Here is a 19,562-nt window from a genome sequence, read left to right as displayed (position 1 = left end):
TAGCTATTTGTATCACAACTATTTGATGTAAATCACACTGCTCAGCTTTAGGTATCGATCCTTGGCTGCATGCAAAATGATACAGATTTTACAATATCTCGACATATAGACTGTTAAAAACCATAATATTATAAGGGCTTCACTGGCCAGTACTTGTCGATGTACTTCTGGATCTCAGCACGCATAAAGCGGCCGGACTCGTCGGCGCGCTCTTCCCAACCGAAGACGCAAGCGGTGATGATGCCATCAAAGCCAACCTCGGCGAGCGACGAGAAGAAGACATCCCAGTTAATCTCGCCCTGATGCATGTCCATGTGCTGGTGGATCGTTACTTTCGCTCCTGGTGGATTGACGATATATCTCAACCAAGAGGACGCTTTATGGTTATAGGTGTCAGCCACATGGACATGGGCGATCAGTGAGCCCGCATCCCGAATCATCCGGGCCATGTTATCACCAAAGTAGAATGTATGTGGTGCGCAGTAGAGAAACCGGACATTTTTTGAGCCGATCGTCTTTAGCATGTCGATCGCCGGATGAAGCGTCTCGCACCAATCTTCGGGATGCGGTTCCATGTTGAGGGTCACGCCCTCACGCTCAAAGACCGGAACGAGTTCTTCCATCGATCGCCACCAGGATGCCTCGCTATGTTCATGCGTATACATACTGCCGCAGCAGCCGCTGCGATGGCTGCGATCAGGCGACGGGCCACGGCCGAACTCGGAGTTCATCGTGTCGACACCCATCTCGACCGCAACCTGGATCGCTTCCTTCCAGTAGCGAACGGCGGCTTGCCGCTCGTCCTCATGTGGACTTGCCCAGCGATACATCGGCAGGATTGAAGCCAATTGAACGCTATGTTCCTTCAGCGACGATCTGAATTCGGCGATCCGCTCCTTGCGTGCTCGCGGACGGACCCACCAGGGAAGGAAATCATCACGAGGGGAAAGTTCGATATATTCATAGCCGAGTTCTGCCACCTTTCGGCACAGATCATGAAGGCTGAGATGTCGATGCATGTAAGGGTCGAGGGCGATCTTCATGGGACAGGACCTGTTACAAAATTCCAAACTGCGGTGTGTACTGGAGGATAAGCGCTTCTGGCGTCGTTCTCGTTATTGGCGCCTTGTGGAAAAGGTGCCGCTCATCGGCCATTCGACGGTCATATCCTTTAACAAAATATAATACCGGCGTTTCAATCTCCGATTTGTATCCGCATGCAAATTGGCAATGACATAGTTTAATTTCGCCCTACAAAATCAGCGACATTGGTCGGCGTGATCAGCTGAAACGGCACCCAGATTGTCCGATCGGTCTTTTTTCCGCGTGCCAGCATGAGAGCGGTATCCAGGGCGCCCGCGCCTTGCCCAGCGGCATCTTGAAACACCGTTACATCAAGATAGCCCTGCCGCATCAGTTCAATCCCGTCACGGCCGCCATCGATGCCAGCGACGATATAATCCTTCACGGGAAGGCCCGCCGAGCGCATCGCCTGAATGGCGCCAATGGCCATTTCGTCAGCATTGGCGATGACGGCATCGAACTGGATCCCAGCCGAGAGCCAGTTGCTCATCAAGTTCATGGCTTCCGTGCGCTGCCAGTTCGCAGTTTGCTCCTCGACGACCTTCATGAAGGCGCATTCGGGAGTGGCGATAACATCATGGACGTCTTTGGTCCGTTGGCGGCTCGCCTGATTGGAAAGCTGTCCCATCATCACCACAACATTCGCGCTCTTGCCCTTGCCCCGCGCCTTGAGCAGGCGGCAGACCTCTTGCGCCTGCAAAGTGCCTGACACGGCTTCATCGGAAGCGATGAACGCCTGCGTCTCAGGTAATCTGTCCACGTTCGCAGGCTGCCGGTTGACATAGACGAGAGGAACCTTGGCATCGGCAGCGAGCTTGGAGATGGCCTCGGTCGCGTCTGTATCGACCGGGTTAACGATGATGGCGCTCACACCTGAGGCGATGAAATTCTGGACTTGGCTTTGCTGGCGCGCCACGTCGTTCTGTGCGTCCTCCATCTGGACATTCACATTTGGAAGAGACTGGCCGTGGGCAATTAAGGCGTTCCTCAGGACAGTCAGAAAATTATCATCAAAAGCTGACATGGACACGCCGATGCTCTCGGCGCCCGCAGAGCACGAAAAGTTTATAGCCATTACGGCAGCCAAAAGAATTCGCTTCATTGTTTCCTCCCTAATTGTAAATGAGCAGACTGCGCTGCTTTTTTGTCTGTCACGGATGTCCCGCGATCGTGCAGATAAAAGCTTCTCTTTGTGTTCTAAAGAGAAGGGGTCGCTAGAGGTAATGGATCCGCGGTGCACCAGTGGGCGCGATCCGCGTCAATGGCCTGCCAGACAGGGACAAGCGCAGCCATAGGGACAAAATCTGCCGGTTCCGCTGCGAGGTGGAAAGCTTTAACGACTTGGCCAATGTGCTCAAGCGAGGCATCGAGGATCGCCCGGCCTTCCTCCACTGTCGCCTCGGCCGCATCTGGGTTTTGTGCGAACCGGCCGAGCGCATCTGTGGCAACCCGGCCGGAGCGTTCGAGTGCGATGAGATCGCCGCTGACGACGAGAAGCTGGGAAATTTCGTAGCGACCGGCATGGTCGCCATGGAACAAGCCCTTGACCAGTTCCGGATCACTTGCAACGAAATGCTCGAACGGAAAAGCAGCCGAGAAATGCCGGGCGACCATGCGCAGGTCGTCTTGAGCTCCATTGTGGCCCGATATAACCACGGCGGCCTTGAAACCGCCATTGCGGAAGGCACGAAGCTGGTAGAGCAAAGTTTCAAGCACCAGATGGGCCGGCAGCGCCGCGAGCAACGGGTTGATACCATCCATGACTTCCCGCAGCCACGGTGCATGATAGCCGCATTCATGTATATGCCAACTCTGTGTCGGTGCGACCACGCCGCCGAAACGGCGTGCCGCCTCCAGGCACAGCCATTCGGCCTTGATTGTATCGAGACCGAATGGCGCTACATGGCCATGCGGTTCGCACAGGCCCATGGGCAAGTAGACGATCGGGCACGCATCGCGGCGCGCAATGAACTCAGCCGGTTTCAGCCGCTCCCAGCGGACCTCATCCTGTACGTTCATTGTTAGGCCACTCCGAAATGCTTGAAATTCGCGTAGTTCTTGATGAAGCGGTGGCGCGTCATCAAAGTCCGGAAGGTCGTTTCGTCGAGCGGGTCCTCCGCCAGAGCGGCGAGGTTTGCTTCAAGGAACGCCCGCACATGCATGGACGAGATCGCGGTGGTGATTCCAGGATCATGCAGCGCATATTTGATGGCGAGTGCGGCAAGGCTCGACGCATTGGCCGGCACGAAGGTGCGCAGGGCTTCCACCTTGCGAATATAGGTCTCGCGCGGAACCGTCGCGTCGAAGTAACCGTCGCGGAAATCGCCCTGCGCGAAGTGCGTCTCCGAGGTCAGGAAGCCTGACAATCCTCCTTCGTCGAGGATGCAGCGCGCGATCACCGCGACTTTATGTTCTCGGCAGAAGGGAACCAGCACTTCGAGCGCGGTGGGATCGAAGATATTGACAATGGTCTGCACCGCATCGATCGCTCCGCTCATCACGATGGGCAGTACCATGTCGGAGCGGTGATCGGGGATGGAAATGCCGATATACCGAATCTTGCCTTCGTCTTTCAGGACATGAAGCTCGTCCATCCAATAGCCAGAGACACCCCAGTTCGGCCAATAAGTGTGGAGCTGGAGCAAATCGATCTGGTCGAGGTCGAGGGCACGCAGGGACTGTTCGCAAGAGGCCCGGACCTGGCCGGGCGGGAACGATTCTGTAACCGGCATCACCGTTCCCCATTGCGGTTCGCCGGCGAGCCCCGCCACTTTGGTCGCGACGAACGGCTTTTCTCCGCGCCATTCGCGCAATGCCTTGCCGACGATGCGCTCGGATTCGCCATAGGCGCGGGCGGTATCGATGAAGGTGATGCCTTGCTCTAAGGCGAGATGAAGCGCGGCCACGTGCTCCTTCTCGTCCTGGGAGCCGAACCAGCCAGCGAAGCCCATGGCGCCGAATCCGAGACGGCTGATCTTCTCGCCGGAGCGGGGAATTTGTGAATATTGCACAATCAATTCTCTCGAATGAGATGACGTTGTGGAGCGTCAAGCTGCGAGCAAGGTCTTCAGCTTCACGTCCGGTTGGGCGAGAGCAGCAATGGCTGGCCGTCCGGCTTTGCCGGCGCCGATGATGACAACGCATTCGGCGGCCAGGTGTCAGTCCACCTGGATCAGGACCCGGCCGTCTTCCACCTTGACCGGATAGGTCCGCAGGTTGACAGAAACCGGCGCGCCTTTCGCTTGGCCCGTCCGACAGTCGAAGCGACCATTATGCTTGGGGCACTCGATGATGTAGCCCATCAGCAGACCATCCGCGAGGTGGACATGTTCATGCGTACACATGCCATCCGTGGCGAAATACTCATCCTTTTTGGTTCGGTAGATGACGAAAGTCCGATTTTCATGATCGAAGCGGATTACGTCTTCTTCTTCGATATCATCCACCGCGCAGGCGGGGATCCACACAGGCGTGCTGGTGATGGTCATGGCGTTCCTCTCAGACGGCGATGCACGTCACAAAATCGGGGATGGTCTAGGTCTAGGATGTGGGGCAGGGGGCGATATTGCCGCCAGCGCGGCTATTCGGCGAGAGTCAGATGCAAGCCTTCGGTGCTCGACTTCCTCACCATGTGATCGGGCAAACCGCGCTGCACGAAATAGTCTGGATCCCGGCACTGCCTGAGGAGGGTGGGAATGATCTCTCGATAGGCGGCTAGAAGGCTTGGATAGGGCGCGGGACAGTCAGCTTTTATGGCCTCGTGGAGTTTCGGCAGCGCATGATAGGGCACCATGGGAAACATATGGTGCTCGACGTGATAGTTCATGTTCCAGTAAAGGAACCGAAATACGGGATTCATCATCACGGTCCTGGAGTTCTGCCGGTGATCGAGCACGTTTTCCCCAAGACCGGCATGTTGCGTCAGCCCGAAAATCTGGGCGAGCCAAGCGCCGTAGAGTGTCGGCAGGCCAATCAGCATCGCCGGCAGGATCGAACCCAAAGCGATGCTTCCAACAACGATGCCGGCAAAGAGCAGAAGATAGAGCCGCGCGATCCAGTAGACCTTTGTACGTTCCATCTCGGGTACAAAGGTCGCCTCTTCAGCATCGAGCTTGCCTGAGGCATGCAAAAACAGTTTTCCGAATGCGTGAAATGTCGACTTGATTGCGAAGAGATTCAGAATCATGCTGAAAATATCGGGAGGGCGGTGGGCAACGATCTCCGGATCGCGGCCTACGATGATCGTATCGGTGTGATGGCGCGCATGGCTCCACCTCCAGATAGTCGGTTCGCGCAGGATCATGAAGCATGCGATATGATAAACGGCATCATTCAGCCAACGTGTCTTGAATGCGGTTCCATGACCGCATTCGTGCCAGCGTGAATCCGAGGCGGAACCGTAAAGGACGCCATAGACAATGAAGAAGGGGATGCAGGCCCAACTGCCCCAGAACCAGGCACCCCCAAAGCCGGTCACGACGAGCGCGCTAATCCAGATCAATGTGTCACGGATCGCTGGTCCGTCGCTGCGCTTCAGCAGTTTTTTCAGCTCGGTGCGGGGAATGGCGCAGAGGTACCAATCGGCATTGGCGAGCCCGTCCGCCTCAGCGAGATGTGTATCACGGCCGATCAGGCTGTAGTCTCGGCAGATTCTGCCATTGTTGTCCACCATGTGTCTCTCTCGAAGAAATCGTGGCACACAATCTCGCGCCCGGCAGAGTCAAGCTGCCGGTGACTGAGAAATTGGAGTTATGCTTTAGTGTTTGAATGAGAGTGAGTTGCTTCTCGCGACAGGGCTCTGTCCTGGCGGGTTTTTTTTCCTCCATCCCTGCTGCGGGTTCACCGCCGCTTAGCGGCAATTTTTATTGCGCCATCATCATAAGGCGATTGATTTATTGCAGGCAATAACGCCATGATAGTTTCTATCAAAACACTCACCGTCCTTCGTAGGCGGTGATGCAAGAACTATCAGGGAGGCCGTCCATGGGAAGGCTGCGCATTGCCGATGTCGCAGAACGAGCGGGCGTCGGGATCGCCACAGTGGATCGGGTGCTCAACCGACGGGCGCCGGTTCGGGACGAGACCATGCAGAAGGTTCTCGCCGCAGCAGAAGCGCTTGGATACCACAATACCAGCCTCCTGCGCCGGCGGATGGAGGAGACCCGGCCGCCGAAGAGGCTTGGTGTTCTGCTGCAACGGCGCAGCGAGCCCTTCTATCAGGGATTTGCTGGCCTTCTCACCCAGGCCGCGCGTAGCGGGAGGGCCCGGATGAGAATCGAGTTTTGTCCGGACCTTGCTCCCGCCACAGTATCCGATCGCATCACTGACCTTGCCGAGGGCTGCGATGTGATCGCTGTGGTCGCCGCCGATCATCCTCGCATTAGCGCGACGGTTGAGGCTCTAGCCACGCGGATGCCGGTCTTCACGCTGCTGTCCGATCTCGGCACCCAGGCGCGGACCGCCTTTTTCGGGGTCGATCATCGCAAGGCCGGCCGGCTTGCCGCCTGGAGCATCGCCCGGCTGGCGCGTCGACCTGGGCCGGTGGTGGTCATGGTGGGCAGTCATCGCTATCTCGGGCACGAGGAGACGGAGATCGCGTTCGCCGAATTTTTCCGGCAATCGGCGCCGGACTTTGAGGTCCTGCCGCCCATCGTCAGCCTGGAGGATGCTCACATGGCCAAGGAGGGTGTCCTCGATTTACTCGGCCGAAGGCCTGATCTCGCCGGTATCTATATCGCTTGTTCCGGCTTCTCGGGCGCCATAGCTGCCTTGCGGGAGCAAGCGGAGCCGGGGAGGGCTATTACCATTTCGAACGAACTGACCATCGAGACGCGTGCGGGGCTCGAGAGCGGAGTCCTCGATGTGGTGTTGGGCACGCCCATCGACCAGATCGCCCACGACCTCATCGGCTGGATGACAGGGTCCCGCCCCGAAAGCGAGCCGGCGCGCAGGAACCTTTATCCGATCACGATGCATGTTGTGGAGAACATTTGACCGAACCGGTTTTCGCGAAGCATCGAGCCGCCAACCGAGGCGCGTGACAAGTCGCGCCTCGATCGTGAAGCGAAGCCTCCTTATGGCAATTCCTGCCAAGTTCCGCCTGCCTCGTTGCTGTCCGCGGCCGCATGGATGAACTGCACGCCCCGGGTGCCCTCAGCAATGCCAGGCAGTGCCAACAGCCCTTCCGGCACCGGCTGACCCGTGCGGCGGGCTTCCACGGCGATCGCGATCTCGATGTAGAGATGACCCCAGGCGTCCGAGAGCGACTCGCCGTGACCGCGTGGCAGCAGAATCATCCGCTCGGCTGCGGGCAGGACGCCAGCCCCATGACCGCGGATGATCACCTGCTCGGGCTGGTTCAAGGGGCGGAAGCGAAGCTGCTCTGGATATTCCTGGTCCCATTCCAGTCCAGCTTTGGTGCCGTAGACTCGGAAGCGCAGAGCGCAATAATTGCCGGGCGCGGCCTGGGTGATCCAGAGCGCCCCCGGTGCGCCATTCTCGAAGGCGAGCTTCATGAAGGCTGTATCCTCCATCGCCTTTGGCGCGCCGCAGACATGGAAGTCAGCGCGAAGCCGGCTGACATGGAGGCCAGTCACGAACTCGATCAAGTTGAACGCGTGCGTGCCGATATCTCCGGTGGCTGAGGCCCGGCCGACCTTGGCCGGATCGCGCCGCCAGGCGAGCGAGCGTGAATCCTGGTCTTCCTGCTCGGTGGCCCAATCCTGGGCATATTCGACGAGCGCCTGGCGGATCTCGCCGAGCGCTCCGGCCACCACCATCTCCCGCGCCTGACGCGCCATTGGATGATAGGGATAGGGGTGGGTGACAGCGAAGACGACGCCGCTCTCCTTCTGCTTTGCGGCGAGCGCGTCGCAATCCTCGGGGGTCATCGCCATGGGCTTGTCACAAATGATGTCGATGCCAGCGTCCATGAAGGCCTCGGCGATCGGCCGATGGGTCCAGTTCGGTGTACAGATCGCCACGGCCTCGATCCCATCCGGGCGCGCCGCCTCAGCCTTCGCCATCTCACGATAGTCGGCATAGACCCGGTCCTCGGCCAGCATCCACTCGCGTCCCGAGGCCCGCGCCCGCTCTGGATCGGACGAGAGAGCACCCGCGATCACGTCCCAGCGATTCGAGAGCCGTGCGCCGGCCCAGTGCCACTGGCCGACGAGTGCTCCCTGTCCTCCGCCGACGATCCCGAGCCGCAGTCTCCGCGCGGCCCGAGGATATGTTTGTGTTCCGGTGAGACCCATGTCTGCCGTCTCCTTGTTGTTTGGGGTAGGTGTAAGCGGTGATCCGGGTCCAGATGTCACTCGCGTGATCATCGACTTCCTCGATCCCAGTGTCCTCCCTGTGGGCCTCGAAGATCCTCGCGCAGGCTTACGACCAGGACGCAGTCGCAGACCTGTAAGACGCTGAGGCTATCGTGAGGATGTGCTCTGCAGGCGTTTGGTCGCTGAGCAGATGGCTGGTTCTTTCGAGCACCTTATGTTGCAACAGTATAATTATTGCAATAAGCGTTGCAACACTTATATTGTTGATTCAGGACCCGTTGATTAAAGCCCCAACAAGTGACGGTTGCCGGGTTGCCGTGATAGAGAGGGGCGAGAAAAAGGTAAATGCGCAGGGCGAATTCAGACAGCCATCCTTGTCTGACCGCGCCGACATTTCACGCTTCATGCCACAGGGCGAAAGGTTGGCGCCAGATTCAGGCAAATACTTTCAGGCTGGAACGGGCGCTGTCCGAAAATTCGAACGCTTCGACGATGGCTTCGATTGCTGGGCGCGCCCTCTTCACCATGCGCGGCACCGGCCCCCGAGAGATTATTCCTCTCAGGTCTCCAGCAGCGCGTGGGGGCGCGACAATTGGTATTTACGCCATAGCAAGAGAAACAGGCTCGATATGACCGCGCTATATCCCACGCCGATCAAGCCGACCATGGGCACCAGTACAACACTGCAAACGATCACTGGGACCACATAGAGCAGGTTACCGAGCCATATGGCGCAATCCTGATGCCGTGCGAACAAACCTTGGTACAGAGCTTCAGCGGAGCACCGGATCCAGGCTCCCGCCGCCATCAACCATAAAACAGGCGCGTATTCGACGAACTCGGGCCGTTGAAGAGAGTACCCCAACAAAGGCACGGCTATACTGATGCCGATGGCGATGACGCCGGCAAAGAGAGCCACATGGCGGCTCGCGTGTCGCATCTCGTGACCGAATCCTGTCTGATTTCCCTCTCGGTAATGGACGATAAGGCGTGGATAGACGAAAGAGAGAACTCCCGTTTGCACCAAAGTCAGAATGGCGTTGGTGAAGGAGAAATAGAAGGTCGCAATGCCGACGGCCTCCAGGCCCAGAAAATGCGCCAGGACGAAACGGTCGGAATAGGACCCTGCCATGATCCCAAGCGTACCAAGCCAGATAAGATAGGAGTTTGTGACTCCCGCTCGGATCCATTTCCAATTCAGCGGCTTGCCCCGCAATTCACGCCACGGCATTTTTCGCCAGGCCCAAAAGGTGGCGGTAAAGAAAAGCATGTAGCCTAACAACCATGCTGTAAGCACCGTATCCACATGACGATACTCGGGCCAAATCAAGCCGATCGCAGCAGCGACAAAGCACCATCCCCCGCCGCCTATAAAATAGAGTGCATTCGCTAAAAGTGGTCGCTCTAAAGAAACCATGTTAACGTAAGTAAGGTTGGAATAATTATCTGTAATCGTCAGAGCGCAAATAAAAAACAGCGGCAGCATGCCGATGCCGACTAAACCTGATTGCGCGACGGCAATCATGATGAGCGCTCCGACAAAATAGTTTGCCAAATAGAATATCGTCTGGTCGCGCATTTTAACGAGCGCCTCAATCGGCGTCGTTCGCACCAGTTCACGCGAAACGACATAATCTAAACGAAATCCGAGTACATTGGTCAGGATCATCACGGATCCGAACACGAGACCATAGGTGCCTATATCATCAAGGCTGAAATAGCGCCCCATGTAAAGCGACAGCCCCATTTTCCCACTGAGGGTCGCGAGTCGCAGAAGCGTGTTGAGAATGTGGAGCATGTATTTGTGCTTCATTCTGTCGAAAATTTATGGCGACGTTATAAAATTGCGCCTTGCTTTCCGAATAAACGCGAATTTTATTTCAATAAAACATAACGTCATCATACAGGAAAAATGCAGCAACGATAGCACTTTAAAATTGTCTAAATAGCATGCGTAAATGGATATCTTTTTTCCGACATGTCGATCGGGGGCGCAAATGACTTAATAAAAGAAATTTTTGCCATCAAGCGCCGTTTTTAAGCCCAAGGCTATTCCGCCGATCAATGTTGACCGTGTAACGACATAACGCGGACTCAGAGTTCCACCAAACTCGGCATAAAAGAGAATACTCTTTGCGTTGGTTAGCCCGTCAAAATCGAAGATCAACCCTTTTTGAGCAGCATCTTGCATGGCATTCCATACGAGCAGACTCGTGGCGCCACCATGAGCATCTTCCGTTCGAGACGTCATGTAATAATACGTAGAGAATTGGTCCCAAATACAAAAAAGGACTGCGACGAGCGAGCCTCGTTTGTCTTTTGCGGCGTAAATGCGCCCGCAGTTCCGCGTCAGACAGGCCTCGATGATCTTGCAGGTCGAAATTTTATCATAATAGGAGCAGTAAAGTCCCCGCCATTTTAGGTTCTTTTCGTAAAAATTCCAAAATAACTCAGGATCTTCAATATCATAGGAAGTAAGCTCTTCGCTCGCCTTGCGGATTTTCTTTCGCTTCTTAGGACGCATATTATTCCATAATGCGTCAGTTACTTGCGGTGGAACTTCAAAAGTGAACTGAACATTTGTTGAAAACTGCTCAGCCTGAAAAGCCACGACATCTGTCACATCACGATGCAATTTATACTTGTAAACTGAGGCGGGAGGGAGCTTGGAGATGAGTTCTCGGGTGATCTGTAGTTTCCTTAAAAACCGTGTTTCTGAACTACCGTTGCCCTCGTTTATGGCTGGCCCGATGAAATGGGTCATCTTTGGGTTTACACTATATGTGAAACCGGATTTCCGCTTCAAAAAATAGGGCAGCCATCCCACTAACTTTCCATCTTCAAAGCATTCTACGACGTCAAAGTTCCCATTTGTTTCAATATCAAGCCACCAACGTTCATGAAAGATCGTCGGCACGAGTCCGCTGGCTTGAGCTCGGGGATAATAACACTCACTATCATTGCTTCCACGTGTCATTACATCCGCCTCTTATCGACAACACAAGGTCTTCAATTGATGTATCAACCAAAAATGGATTGCGATACTCTGTCATCGCCTGGCACTGTCACCCTTCATAGTAAGTTGTGTAGGCATTGCCCTTGTAGGCTTCGAGGCTCCGCAATGCTACGGGGTCGGCCTTGTTGAGGAGAATGCCAGTGAGACGTCCGCGAATGGTGTGCGAGTCAGAAAGGGCTTCCAGAACAAGGCTTTTCTTGGTCTGCCCCCACTCGACGACAAACACAAAACTGTCGATCAGACGCTCTATCACTTTGGCATCTACGACTGACGCTATGGGCGGAAGCTCAATAATAATATATTTGTAGACCTTGCGAGCGGCGACCAACAGCTTTGCCATCTGTGGCGAGCCGAGCAATTCAGCGGCATTCAAAACGCGTTTCTCGACCACGCATGGTAGGATATCGAGATGCGAGCGCCGCCGATGATGGACGAGGGAAGCAAGCCGAGACGGATCGTTAAGAGCTTCGATCACCCCCACACGGGCGCTAGGTGTCAGCCTGGCGGTTAGCGATCGGTGATGGAAGTCACCATCGATCAGGAGTGTCCGAGCGCCCGATGCAGCAACGAGTGCTCCTAAATTAGCTGCAACGATCGTCTTGCCCTCTTTTGCAACGGAAGAAACCACGCCGATGACCTTGACTTCGCGCGAAGCTTGTTCGGTATTGATAAACACTTTAAGATTTCGGAGTGTTTCTGTGAAACGCGTGTGAGGCGCGTCGAGCACAAACTCCTCTAAGCTTTCTGCGTTGTTTCGAACGGTGTATCGCGATTTAAGACTATTGGGAAACACCGGTCGCCGAGTGCTATTCAACGACACGGTCGGCAAAATACCTAGGCAACGTACACCAGTGATTTGTTCAACTTCTTTGGGTGTTCTAAACACATCGAGGCTCAATTCTCTCGCTATGGCTCCGGCGGCTCCCCCGAGCAGCCCAAGCACAAGTCCACCGGCAATGATCAATGGGCTTTTTGAGGCGCTACTATGTAAAGGAGGAGTGGCCTTTGTAATGACACGGGAGTCAGTGACCGGGATAGTTTGTGTCTGCACTGTCTCCTGAAATTTCTGCAGGAAACTATCGTAAAGATTGCGATAGGCTTCCGCCGAACTTTCGAGATCACGCATCGTCACCTGAGCTTGATTGCTTGCCCCGGCCTCCTCGACTAAACGGACCATGCTATCGGTGAGAGATTTCTCTCTTGCCTTGGCGATTTCATAATCGCTTGCATAAGCATCCGCAATTCGCCGTTCCTCATTTCGGATCGATTTAACCAACTCGTCCATTTGTGCGTGAAGCTTGGTCACCGAGACGTGCTTTTCGCCAACCCGAGAAGTGAGATCGGCTGCCCGCTCAGAGGCGTCGAGATATTGTGCGCGAAGCCTAGTAATGACCGGATTGTTCAGGGCGTCTGTAACTGTTGAATCAGGAATGCCATCAGTGTTGATTTGCCGGATACGGTCTATCCGAGCTTTGGCTTCCGCAGTCGCAGTCCGGGCGCTAATCAATTGCGTATTAAGATCTGATAATTGCTGCTGAGTTAACAAGCCTCTGCCTGTGTCTACAATATTGTTGGCCGATTTATAAAGTTGTAATGCCTTGTCAGCATCAGTCGCTTGCCTCTTAAGCTCGATCAAGCGGTCTTGAAGCCATATACTGGCCATTTTGGTCGATTTATTCTTTGCCTCTAAATTAGCTGCCAAATAGGTCTCGGCGACGGCATTGGCTATTTTAGCCGCTTTGTTTGGATCTTTTGACGAAAAACCGACATCGATAATATAGCTCAGTTCGTCACGCTTAGGATTAAGACGTTTAAGAAAATTTTCTACAGTAGTTCGTTCAATGATGGTGTTGGCGTCGACCGTACTGTCTTCCTTCAAACCGAGAATTCGCCTTACGTTGGCTATAAGAGCCTGTATCGTTGACTCGCCGAATTCAGGATCCTCAGTTAAGTTCATCGCCTTGATGACCGGAAGAGCGATGCTTTCCGATGAAAGGACGCGGACTTGACTATCCACCAGCGATGTATCAACAGGGGTTACTTCGGCAAGCTTCTGCGTTTGCAAGTTCTGGTTCATTCTCGTATCGATGAGAATGCGAGCGGTGCTTGTATAAAGTGGAGTTGTAAGTCCTATATAGAACAGCGTCAGCGTTAGCCCAAGCAGACCTCCGACTGCAACCCACTGCCACCGTCGGCGCAAAGTCCCGAGAATTTCTGAAATGCCAAATGTGGCATGGTCGCTGGAAGGAAACGGGCTCGCCGATTGAAGAAGAGAATTGTCGTTGAGAGGGCGCATTGTCGCGTTACCTGTCACTAGAGAATGAAAAAATACATTTAAAGAATGATCGAGGATACGTTTGTCACTTCCAAGCATCTATGGGTCTGAATGGGTCGGCAAGTTTGAGGCTTCCAGGATCTGTGAGAGATGGCTCTCCAATCAATCCTCGTTCTCGCACGGGAGGTTGGGCCGATGTACGCTTGGTCAATGATTGAGGAGGGGAGTTATCGATGGGCGGATCGGACAAACTTTCCGCAAACAGATAGGCATGCGTGACAACGTTGTCTCCTATCGATTTGACGACGTTCTTAATTCGAATCGCGATGGCCGGATCGACGGCCTCGCAGAAAGCGACTGCCCTATAGAGACCTTTGCCGATGGCCTCTCGCTGCTGAAGGGTTGCGCCCGGTAAGATTGATTTTATAGCTTGAGCCCCAGTGGGAACCTCGGCGGCATATTGGCTTATTGAGACGCTCAGGTCCTGCGTTCCACGTTTGCTGCTCGCGTAACGTTGAAGGAGAATTTCCGGTTTCCGCAGGAATTCGTCAATCATTGCGGGGGTTAGCTGCAGAGCTTCCGGCTTGCATGCGGCGCAGGCATTTGAACATGCGATGAAACCACAGACCGTATAAAGCGAAGCTCTAAAACATACATCAGCCAACGTCATGAGAGTTCTCCCCTCTGGCTGGAAGCAATCCAGCTCTTCCATTGGATGTCTACAATTAAATCCGGTGCCGTGAGTGTTGATATAGGAGCCGGTGTTTGTCATTCCAGCTGGCGGTAACAGCCAAATCGCTTAAATCTGACGTTCGCTGGGGATATAATAATTCACCCCAAATGGCATTTTGTGTGCGTAAAAATGACCGTATTGGCGTAGAGTCGTCGTATAGGATCGCACTTCGACAAGATAGCGACAACACAAGCCGAGCGTGACCCATATCATAGGATTTCTGAGTGAGTCCGTGGTAAAGCCAGACAATAATATGCAAAAGCAACTTGCGATGAGCGGATGAGCTACGGAAGGAATCAGACCTGTTGTCTTTTGATAATTCAGGCTGGCGATGAGAACACTTCTCGCCAACAAAATCCATAAGATTATCCACATGATAAGCCCTACCAGGCCGAGTTCGGCGGCGAGACGCGCGAATATGGAATAGGCTGCGGGCCAAGATTTTGGGTCTTCCAGATATGTTTGAATTTCGGGACTCAAATATCCCCAGCGTGGTAGAGAGTCACTTAAATGAAAGGCATATTCGCCGAATCCAATACCAAAAAGCGGGCTGCCGAAAGACATGTTAAAGGCGGCCTCAATGCTGGCGAGGCGGGAAAGATCTGATACGGAAGATCCCGTAATAACAGCGGCTTCATAACGCTGCAGGTTGGCCGTATAGAAAATAACGACCGCTACCACCAGGCATGTTAAACAGAATGTAAGGACAAGGCTTATGTTTTTTTGAGCCTTGCGCGAATGGGGTGGTAAGTAACCGTAACGGAGCACGGCGAGCACAAAAGCGCTGCCCATCATCAATATGAGGCCTGTGCGGTTGCCTGACAAAAGCGTTAATGCTGTCAAAGATGCAAAAGCGATAGCATAACCAACAAAAGCCCGTCCCTGGCTGCCGACCCAGCCTGCAATCAGCCAAGGCCATGCGAACCCGGCATAAAGACCGAAAGCGGGTGGTTCGAAAGCTAGAGAGCGGAGGCGGGGATCCCATCCATTCGCATAGGCCGTGGGATTTAAGCCCCCATGCACGATTCTGTCGAGAAAAGCATATACACCCGTTGCCACACCCATATGGCGGGAGAGAAGCTCAAAAGTTGAAAATGCAAGACAAAGATAGACGCTGATTGCAATCGGCTTGCAAATCACCTGCTTCCACGCACGTCCTGCAATGAAGAAAGTCAGGTAAGCCAGCATAAAACTATATAATATAAGAAAAAACGCAGAAACGAACTTTTCGATGGCATGCCGGCCATTAAAGACGTTCGTCAGAATAGGACCCGCATTCATCAGAAAAGACATAACGATGAGGCACGTCGTCCAGAATAGGATAACAGTAAGAAGCTTCATCGAGGGGATTTCTCGCCCTTCCGCCGCAAGAATTCGGGACGATGCGATGAAGAAAAATACGTTGCTACCGATAGCGGCTAAGAAAAAATACGTTGATAATTCATGTTGAACCTCTCCCAGAAAGCGGAGGCCGACAATTCCGCTGAAGGGTATGGTCATCATGCCGAGAAAAAACAATATTCTTGTCATGGCCCCTCTACGTTCTTAACCGTGACTTGCGGAGCATTTTCTTCTGTTTCGATGAGTTGAGGTGCCGATGCCATCGGTATGCTTTTGTCCTGCTCCAATGCGAGTAATGAGCTTGCTTCCGAAGCTGGGCGAGTGCTCCAGAATAACAATGCATGTTTGCCGTCAGGATGGCGCAGACGAAGGACATAATCGCGCGGATCCATCACCACTATACGGCGCTCAATGACGTCGTCGTGGATGAGAGGCAGAATGGCTCTCACTGCCTTTATGGCTGGCTTGTCTTTGCCGACATAATCAATCAAGCCGTAATGCGCTTCACTATCGGTCTCCCCCTGCATGGAATCGCGCCATTCGTACCAGATTGTGACAGGAACGCCGCTTAGCAGGTTTGAAAGATGCATACGCATAACATAATCGGCCTGCTGTTCTGGGGTCACTTCAATGGAACTAAAGCCCCATTCGGAACAGATCAACGGCAATGGATGCTGGCCTTTGCGTGTGTGCTCTGCAATAAAGGCGAGTGCTGACGTATTATCCTTCATCACGCTCTCAGGTGATTTGGGTGCCTTGTTTGGCTCCATACGGTAGGAATGAACACTGATAGCGTCGAAACACGAACTGGCGGGTGAACGCAACACAGTTGCTATCAATCCCAGCCCAAGCCAGTCCTGTAAACTAGGCATGCCGGCGGCAGCCGGCCCGATAATCTTCGTATTTGGTGCAACGTCGCGAATTGACTGGCACGTTGCGACGGCAAGCTTGGCATAGGCATTGGGATCAGTCTTGGGTGGCCAGAAGTAGTTCAAGTCCGGCTCGTTCCAGATCTCCCAAATAATGTCATCACCTCTATAGCGCTGCGCGGCAGCGGCGGCAAAGCGGGCAAAGGCCTGTACAGCTCTCTTATCCGTAGGTGCCCTGATGAGAGTTTGGACATGATTCAAATTTGTGGCGTCATGGGGCGCGTCTATTTCGCCGGAATAGTCGGGATGGCCACCATAGAGAATGATGATGGAGCGTAAATGCCGGGCGCGAACCTGTTCAATGAATCGATCGTATTGTGTCCATATATAGGATCCAGATTCATTTTCGACATTACGCCATGCAATGCCGTACCGTAAAAGACCAAAGCCGCTGGCCTTGATTTCATCGAGCTCCTCGGGCTTCGTATTCCATTCCTTGATTTGTACGCCAAAACTCTTCCCGATAGACTGATCTTTAAGCCAGTTCGTTTCCGTTGCAACAGGGAAAGCGCTTTGGCAAGGAATGGCCAGGAAGAGGGTAAAGCATAGAAGACCGGTCGAGCGTTTCATCGGTTCTCCCATTCGAAATCGCTATTGATGAGACGCAACCGAACGAGATCAGTGCTGTTTTTATATTCCGTGCTGCCTTCATAACTAAATGAGAGATCTGGGTTTTTGGATAGCAATTCGTTATAGCGTTTATATTCAGCGCTACCGTCGAAATGTATCTCTCTTTTGATTGCGTCATGAACCCGAGCGCTGAAATCCTGAAAATACTTGAAATGGAGCATCGCTCCTGTCACTGGCGCGAGCCGGACTGGGTTGAGACGGTGGTTGTTGATATAGGCATAGCCGCGCTTCCACTTGATCAGGGGCATCTTGAAAGCCTGTGGCGCAGAATTTTCACCGCCAACTTTCCGCACCAGGCCAAGGCGAAATGCGAAATGCGATAGTCGCCGTATGAGCTTCACTCGTAGGCGTGGCCATAGTTTGGGTGTGTTTTGCCGGGGAAAGCACAGGCGTAAACGAGGTCCGCCGATCGGTTCGATCGGCGGAAAGGCTGGTTTCAGAAACGGTAAGCCCAGGCGGCGGACGAAATAATAATCCCGGTCAAAGTAGTTAGCTGCATTGAGAAAATTCTCGCCGCTCTTGTACTTGACCTTATGGAACGGCCCGGGGTTGTACATATCAAGTAGCAAGGCAAAAATACCCTGATATCCCCGGCGATCAAGCCACGCGCAAAGGTCTGGCAAATCGGACTTTTCGCAACCCGGGTAGACGAGAATTTCATCGGCGTCGGCAAAAATAATCCAGTGTCCGTTGCCATATCTATCTGAAAGAGAGTTGATCCAGTCCATACCAAAGTTTGCGACAGCGAAAGATCGTGCCGTGTAAAAGACGCAGCAGTCTGGCTGAGCCAAAAGGAAATCAAGCGTCCCATCTGCGGAATCATTGTCGACAACAAAAAAACGCTTGACGCCCAGGCGCCGATAATAATCAAAAAAATAGGGTAACCGGAGGCTTTCGTTCCGCACAACAGCAAAGAGCCGCACTTCGCCTTTATCCTCGGGAACACAATGTGCGTCGATCCGCTTCAGATCAGGATGCAACATCGAAGCGGTCCCCTTTTATGTCGCTTTCTAGGATCAGTTGTTTTTTATTACGTTTCTCCTTGCCTGCGGCAAAACGCTGGTAAAGAATGCGTGTTTGCGCGGCGATCGCTTCTATTCTGAACAGTTGAGCGTGCTCACGGATTTGCTCCGTCATGAGCATTCTCTCTTTAGGATCAAGGACGATTAGTTTTAGCAAGGCAAGCGCTAGACTTGCGGCGGAAAAGCCGTCTGCGATAAAACCTGTTTGCCCTTCTACAACGGCTTCTCGTGCGCCGCCCACAGGTGTTGTAACAATAGGCACAGCGGAAGCCAACGCTTCCAAAAACACAATCGGAAACCCCTCGTAGTCGCTGGAACAGAGGAGACCATCAAATCCCGCGATAATATCACGGCTATTTTTGTCGCCAAAACATCGCACAGAACCTGTTAATCCACGCTCGATAATCGTCTTTTCGATCACCGCCCGCAATGGTCCATCGCCCACAATGGCGAGTCTCAAATCCAGGCCCTGCCGTTGAGTAAGAAAGTGCGCATGAGCGAAAGCCTCGATCAGGCGCAAAGGATTCTTTTGTGGCCACAACCGTCCGACATAGCCAAGCACAAACTCATTATCCTGATAGCCGAGCTCTCGTCGGGCAACTAAGCGACCGGAAAAGCCGTCCGACTTTACGCCGTTCAAAACGACAGCGACTTTCGCTTTGTCAATTCCAATATGCTTTAGCGCATGTTCCTTTTCGAACTCAGAGACTGCGATAATTGCATCGCAGCATCGACTGAGTATTTTTTCAATAAAGCCATAGAAGCGCCCCCCTTCCGGGGACATGGTGACGAAAGCGTGTGGCGTATAAACTTTGAGCGCTTTTGGGAAAAACAACCCAGATATACGCGCCAATGCGCCCGCCTTTGAGCTATGCCCGTGGATGACATCAAGCGGCCTCATCTGGTGCAGGCGACGATAGAGGCGCCAAGCATCTGTGAAATCGTGAACACCAACTTCACGTCGCATCGACGTCTCGACCAGCTTTAGCCCCGGCATCGACGATAAAGCCCCGAGAAAAGAGGGAGTTGCCCGGTTCGCTGCATAGATTACCGTTATATCGTCGCCTACTGCGAGCCCTTCGCGGGCCAGATCGACAACAACTTGGCCGGATCCACCTCCGGCTGCTTCGATGATATGGCAAATGTGCATAGTAATTCCTCCTAATCCTCTGAGATTATTGCTTTTCGGAGGATATAAATTAATTATAAGGCATGGTGATACGCGGCCAGGAAGCTTGAGCCAGATAATCCATTCC

16 protein-coding genes are annotated in these 19,562 nt (G+C 53.6%); 1 reads left to right on the top strand and 15 read right to left on the bottom strand.

The features are described from left to right. Positions 1–128: 128 nt before the first annotated feature. The 6 genes from BIND_RS13985 to BIND_RS13960 all read right to left on the bottom strand — a co-directional run bounded on the left by BIND_RS13985 (position 129) and on the right by BIND_RS13960 (position 5,755). Complete coding sequence (locus BIND_RS13985) at positions 129–1,043, bottom strand: sugar phosphate isomerase/epimerase family protein (protein ID WP_012385695.1); 915 nt, start codon at positions 1,041–1,043, stop codon at positions 129–131. 197 nt (positions 1,044–1,240) lie between these two features. Continuing rightward, entirely contained in the window at positions 1,241–2,185 is a 945-nt protein-coding gene (locus BIND_RS13980) for a sugar ABC transporter substrate-binding protein (RefSeq protein ID WP_012385694.1), read from the bottom strand. Positions 2,186–2,280: 95 nt separating this feature from the next. Continuing rightward, positions 2,281–3,102 (bottom strand): creatininase family protein, encoded by an 822-nt coding sequence (locus BIND_RS13975; protein WP_012385693.1) that lies wholly within the window; start codon positions 3,100–3,102, stop codon positions 2,281–2,283. A 2-nt stretch (positions 3,103–3,104) separates the two neighbouring features. Next, positions 3,105–4,094, bottom strand: a complete 990-nt coding sequence (locus BIND_RS13970; RefSeq protein ID WP_012385692.1) for an aldo/keto reductase — start codon at positions 4,092–4,094, stop codon at positions 3,105–3,107. 147 nt (positions 4,095–4,241) lie between these two features. Then, positions 4,242–4,571 (bottom strand): MocE family 2Fe-2S type ferredoxin, encoded by a 330-nt coding sequence (locus BIND_RS13965; RefSeq protein WP_012385691.1) that lies wholly within the window; start codon positions 4,569–4,571, stop codon positions 4,242–4,244. A 92-nt stretch (positions 4,572–4,663) separates the two neighbouring features. Beyond that, positions 4,664–5,755, bottom strand: a complete 1,092-nt coding sequence (locus BIND_RS13960; protein ID WP_012385690.1) for a fatty acid desaturase family protein — start codon at positions 5,753–5,755, stop codon at positions 4,664–4,666. A gap of 311 nt (positions 5,756–6,066) precedes the next feature. On the opposite strand from BIND_RS13960, the gene BIND_RS13955 reads away from it, so the two are divergent. Continuing rightward, positions 6,067–7,077 carry a LacI family DNA-binding transcriptional regulator gene (locus tag BIND_RS13955; protein WP_012385689.1) on the top strand — a complete coding sequence of 337 codons (1,011 nt, stop codon included), beginning with the start codon at positions 6,067–6,069 and terminating at the stop codon, positions 7,075–7,077. Positions 7,078–7,157: 80 nt separating this feature from the next. Here BIND_RS13955 and BIND_RS13950 read toward each other — a convergent pair whose 3' ends face one another. The 9 genes from BIND_RS13950 to BIND_RS13910 all read right to left on the bottom strand — a co-directional run bounded on the left by BIND_RS13950 (position 7,158) and on the right by BIND_RS13910 (position 19,456). After that, a complete protein-coding gene (locus BIND_RS13950) occupies positions 7,158–8,339 on the bottom strand; it encodes a Gfo/Idh/MocA family protein (protein ID WP_012385688.1) in 1,182 nt (393 codons plus the stop codon). Between the two features lie 580 nt (positions 8,340–8,919). Beyond that, entirely contained in the window at positions 8,920–10,158 is a 1,239-nt protein-coding gene (locus BIND_RS13945; RefSeq protein WP_041778118.1) for a lipopolysaccharide biosynthesis protein, read from the bottom strand. A 204-nt stretch (positions 10,159–10,362) separates the two neighbouring features. After that, a complete protein-coding gene (locus BIND_RS13940; protein ID WP_012385686.1) occupies positions 10,363–11,337 on the bottom strand; it encodes a GNAT family N-acetyltransferase in 975 nt (324 codons plus the stop codon). Positions 11,338–11,425: 88 nt separating this feature from the next. Next, positions 11,426–13,672, bottom strand: coding sequence for a Wzz/FepE/Etk N-terminal domain-containing protein (locus BIND_RS13935; RefSeq protein ID WP_012385685.1), 2,247 nt, complete (start codon positions 13,670–13,672; stop codon positions 11,426–11,428). Positions 13,673–13,736: 64 nt separating this feature from the next. Beyond that, positions 13,737–14,321: a hypothetical protein gene (locus BIND_RS13930; protein WP_012385684.1), complete on the bottom strand. Its 585-nt coding sequence runs from the start codon at positions 14,319–14,321 to the stop codon at positions 13,737–13,739. A 129-nt stretch (positions 14,322–14,450) separates the two neighbouring features. Next, entirely contained in the window at positions 14,451–15,914 is a 1,464-nt protein-coding gene (locus BIND_RS13925; RefSeq protein ID WP_012385683.1) for an O-antigen ligase family protein, read from the bottom strand. Further along, positions 15,911–17,224 (bottom strand): cellulase family glycosylhydrolase, encoded by a 1,314-nt coding sequence (locus tag BIND_RS13920; protein WP_012385682.1) that lies wholly within the window; start codon positions 17,222–17,224, stop codon positions 15,911–15,913. The genes BIND_RS13925 and BIND_RS13920 overlap by 4 nt, the downstream gene beginning before the upstream one ends. Continuing rightward, the gene (locus BIND_RS13915) at positions 17,221–18,267 is read right to left on the bottom strand and encodes a glycosyltransferase family 2 protein (RefSeq protein ID WP_012385681.1); all 1,047 of its coding nucleotides are present in this window, start codon (positions 18,265–18,267) and stop codon (positions 17,221–17,223) included. Before BIND_RS13915 ends, BIND_RS13920 begins: the two co-directional genes overlap by 4 nt. Beyond that, entirely contained in the window at positions 18,254–19,456 is a 1,203-nt protein-coding gene (locus BIND_RS13910; protein WP_012385680.1) for a glycosyltransferase family 4 protein, read from the bottom strand. Before BIND_RS13910 ends, BIND_RS13915 begins: the two co-directional genes overlap by 14 nt. Between the last annotated feature and the right edge of the window lie 106 nt (positions 19,457–19,562).

The organism is Beijerinckia indica subsp. indica ATCC 9039, assembly GCF_000019845.1.
Classification (GTDB): Bacteria; Pseudomonadota; Alphaproteobacteria; order Rhizobiales; family Beijerinckiaceae; genus Beijerinckia; species Beijerinckia indica.
The sequence above is the reverse complement of the archived record's forward strand: the minus strand, read 5'-3'. Positions and strand labels throughout refer to the sequence as shown.

Excerpts from the sequence above, each read along its gene's own strand:
- BIND_RS13985 (WP_012385695.1), bottom strand. The coding sequence starts at position 1,043 with ATGAAGATCGCCCTCGACCCTTACATGCATCGACATCTCAGCCTTCAT.
- BIND_RS13980 (WP_012385694.1), bottom strand. The coding sequence starts at position 2,185 with ATGAAGCGAATTCTTTTGGCTGCCGTAATGGCTATAAACTTTTCGTGC.
- BIND_RS13975 (WP_012385693.1), bottom strand. The coding sequence starts at position 3,102 with ATGAACGTACAGGATGAGGTCCGCTGGGAGCGGCTGAAACCGGCTGAG.
- BIND_RS13965 (WP_012385691.1), bottom strand. The coding sequence starts at position 4,571 with ATGACCATCACCAGCACGCCTGTGTGGATCCCCGCCTGCGCGGTGGAT.
- BIND_RS13960 (WP_012385690.1), bottom strand. The coding sequence starts at position 5,755 with ATGGTGGACAACAATGGCAGAATCTGCCGAGACTACAGCCTGATCGGC.
- BIND_RS13955 (WP_012385689.1), top strand. The coding sequence starts at position 6,067 with ATGGGAAGGCTGCGCATTGCCGATGTCGCAGAACGAGCGGGCGTCGGG.
- BIND_RS13950 (WP_012385688.1), bottom strand. The coding sequence starts at position 8,339 with ATGGGTCTCACCGGAACACAAACATATCCTCGGGCCGCGCGGAGACTG.
- BIND_RS13945 (WP_041778118.1), bottom strand. The coding sequence starts at position 10,158 with ATGCTCCACATTCTCAACACGCTTCTGCGACTCGCGACCCTCAGTGGG.
- BIND_RS13940 (WP_012385686.1), bottom strand. The coding sequence starts at position 11,337 with ATGACACGTGGAAGCAATGATAGTGAGTGTTATTATCCCCGAGCTCAA.
- BIND_RS13935 (WP_012385685.1), bottom strand. The coding sequence starts at position 13,672 with ATGCGCCCTCTCAACGACAATTCTCTTCTTCAATCGGCGAGCCCGTTT.
- BIND_RS13930 (WP_012385684.1), bottom strand. The coding sequence starts at position 14,321 with ATGACGTTGGCTGATGTATGTTTTAGAGCTTCGCTTTATACGGTCTGT.
- BIND_RS13925 (WP_012385683.1), bottom strand. The coding sequence starts at position 15,914 with ATGACAAGAATATTGTTTTTTCTCGGCATGATGACCATACCCTTCAGC.
- BIND_RS13920 (WP_012385682.1), bottom strand. The coding sequence starts at position 17,224 with ATGAAACGCTCGACCGGTCTTCTATGCTTTACCCTCTTCCTGGCCATT.
- BIND_RS13915 (WP_012385681.1), bottom strand. The coding sequence starts at position 18,267 with ATGTTGCATCCTGATCTGAAGCGGATCGACGCACATTGTGTTCCCGAG.
- BIND_RS13910 (WP_012385680.1), bottom strand. The coding sequence starts at position 19,456 with ATGCACATTTGCCATATCATCGAAGCAGCCGGAGGTGGATCCGGCCAA.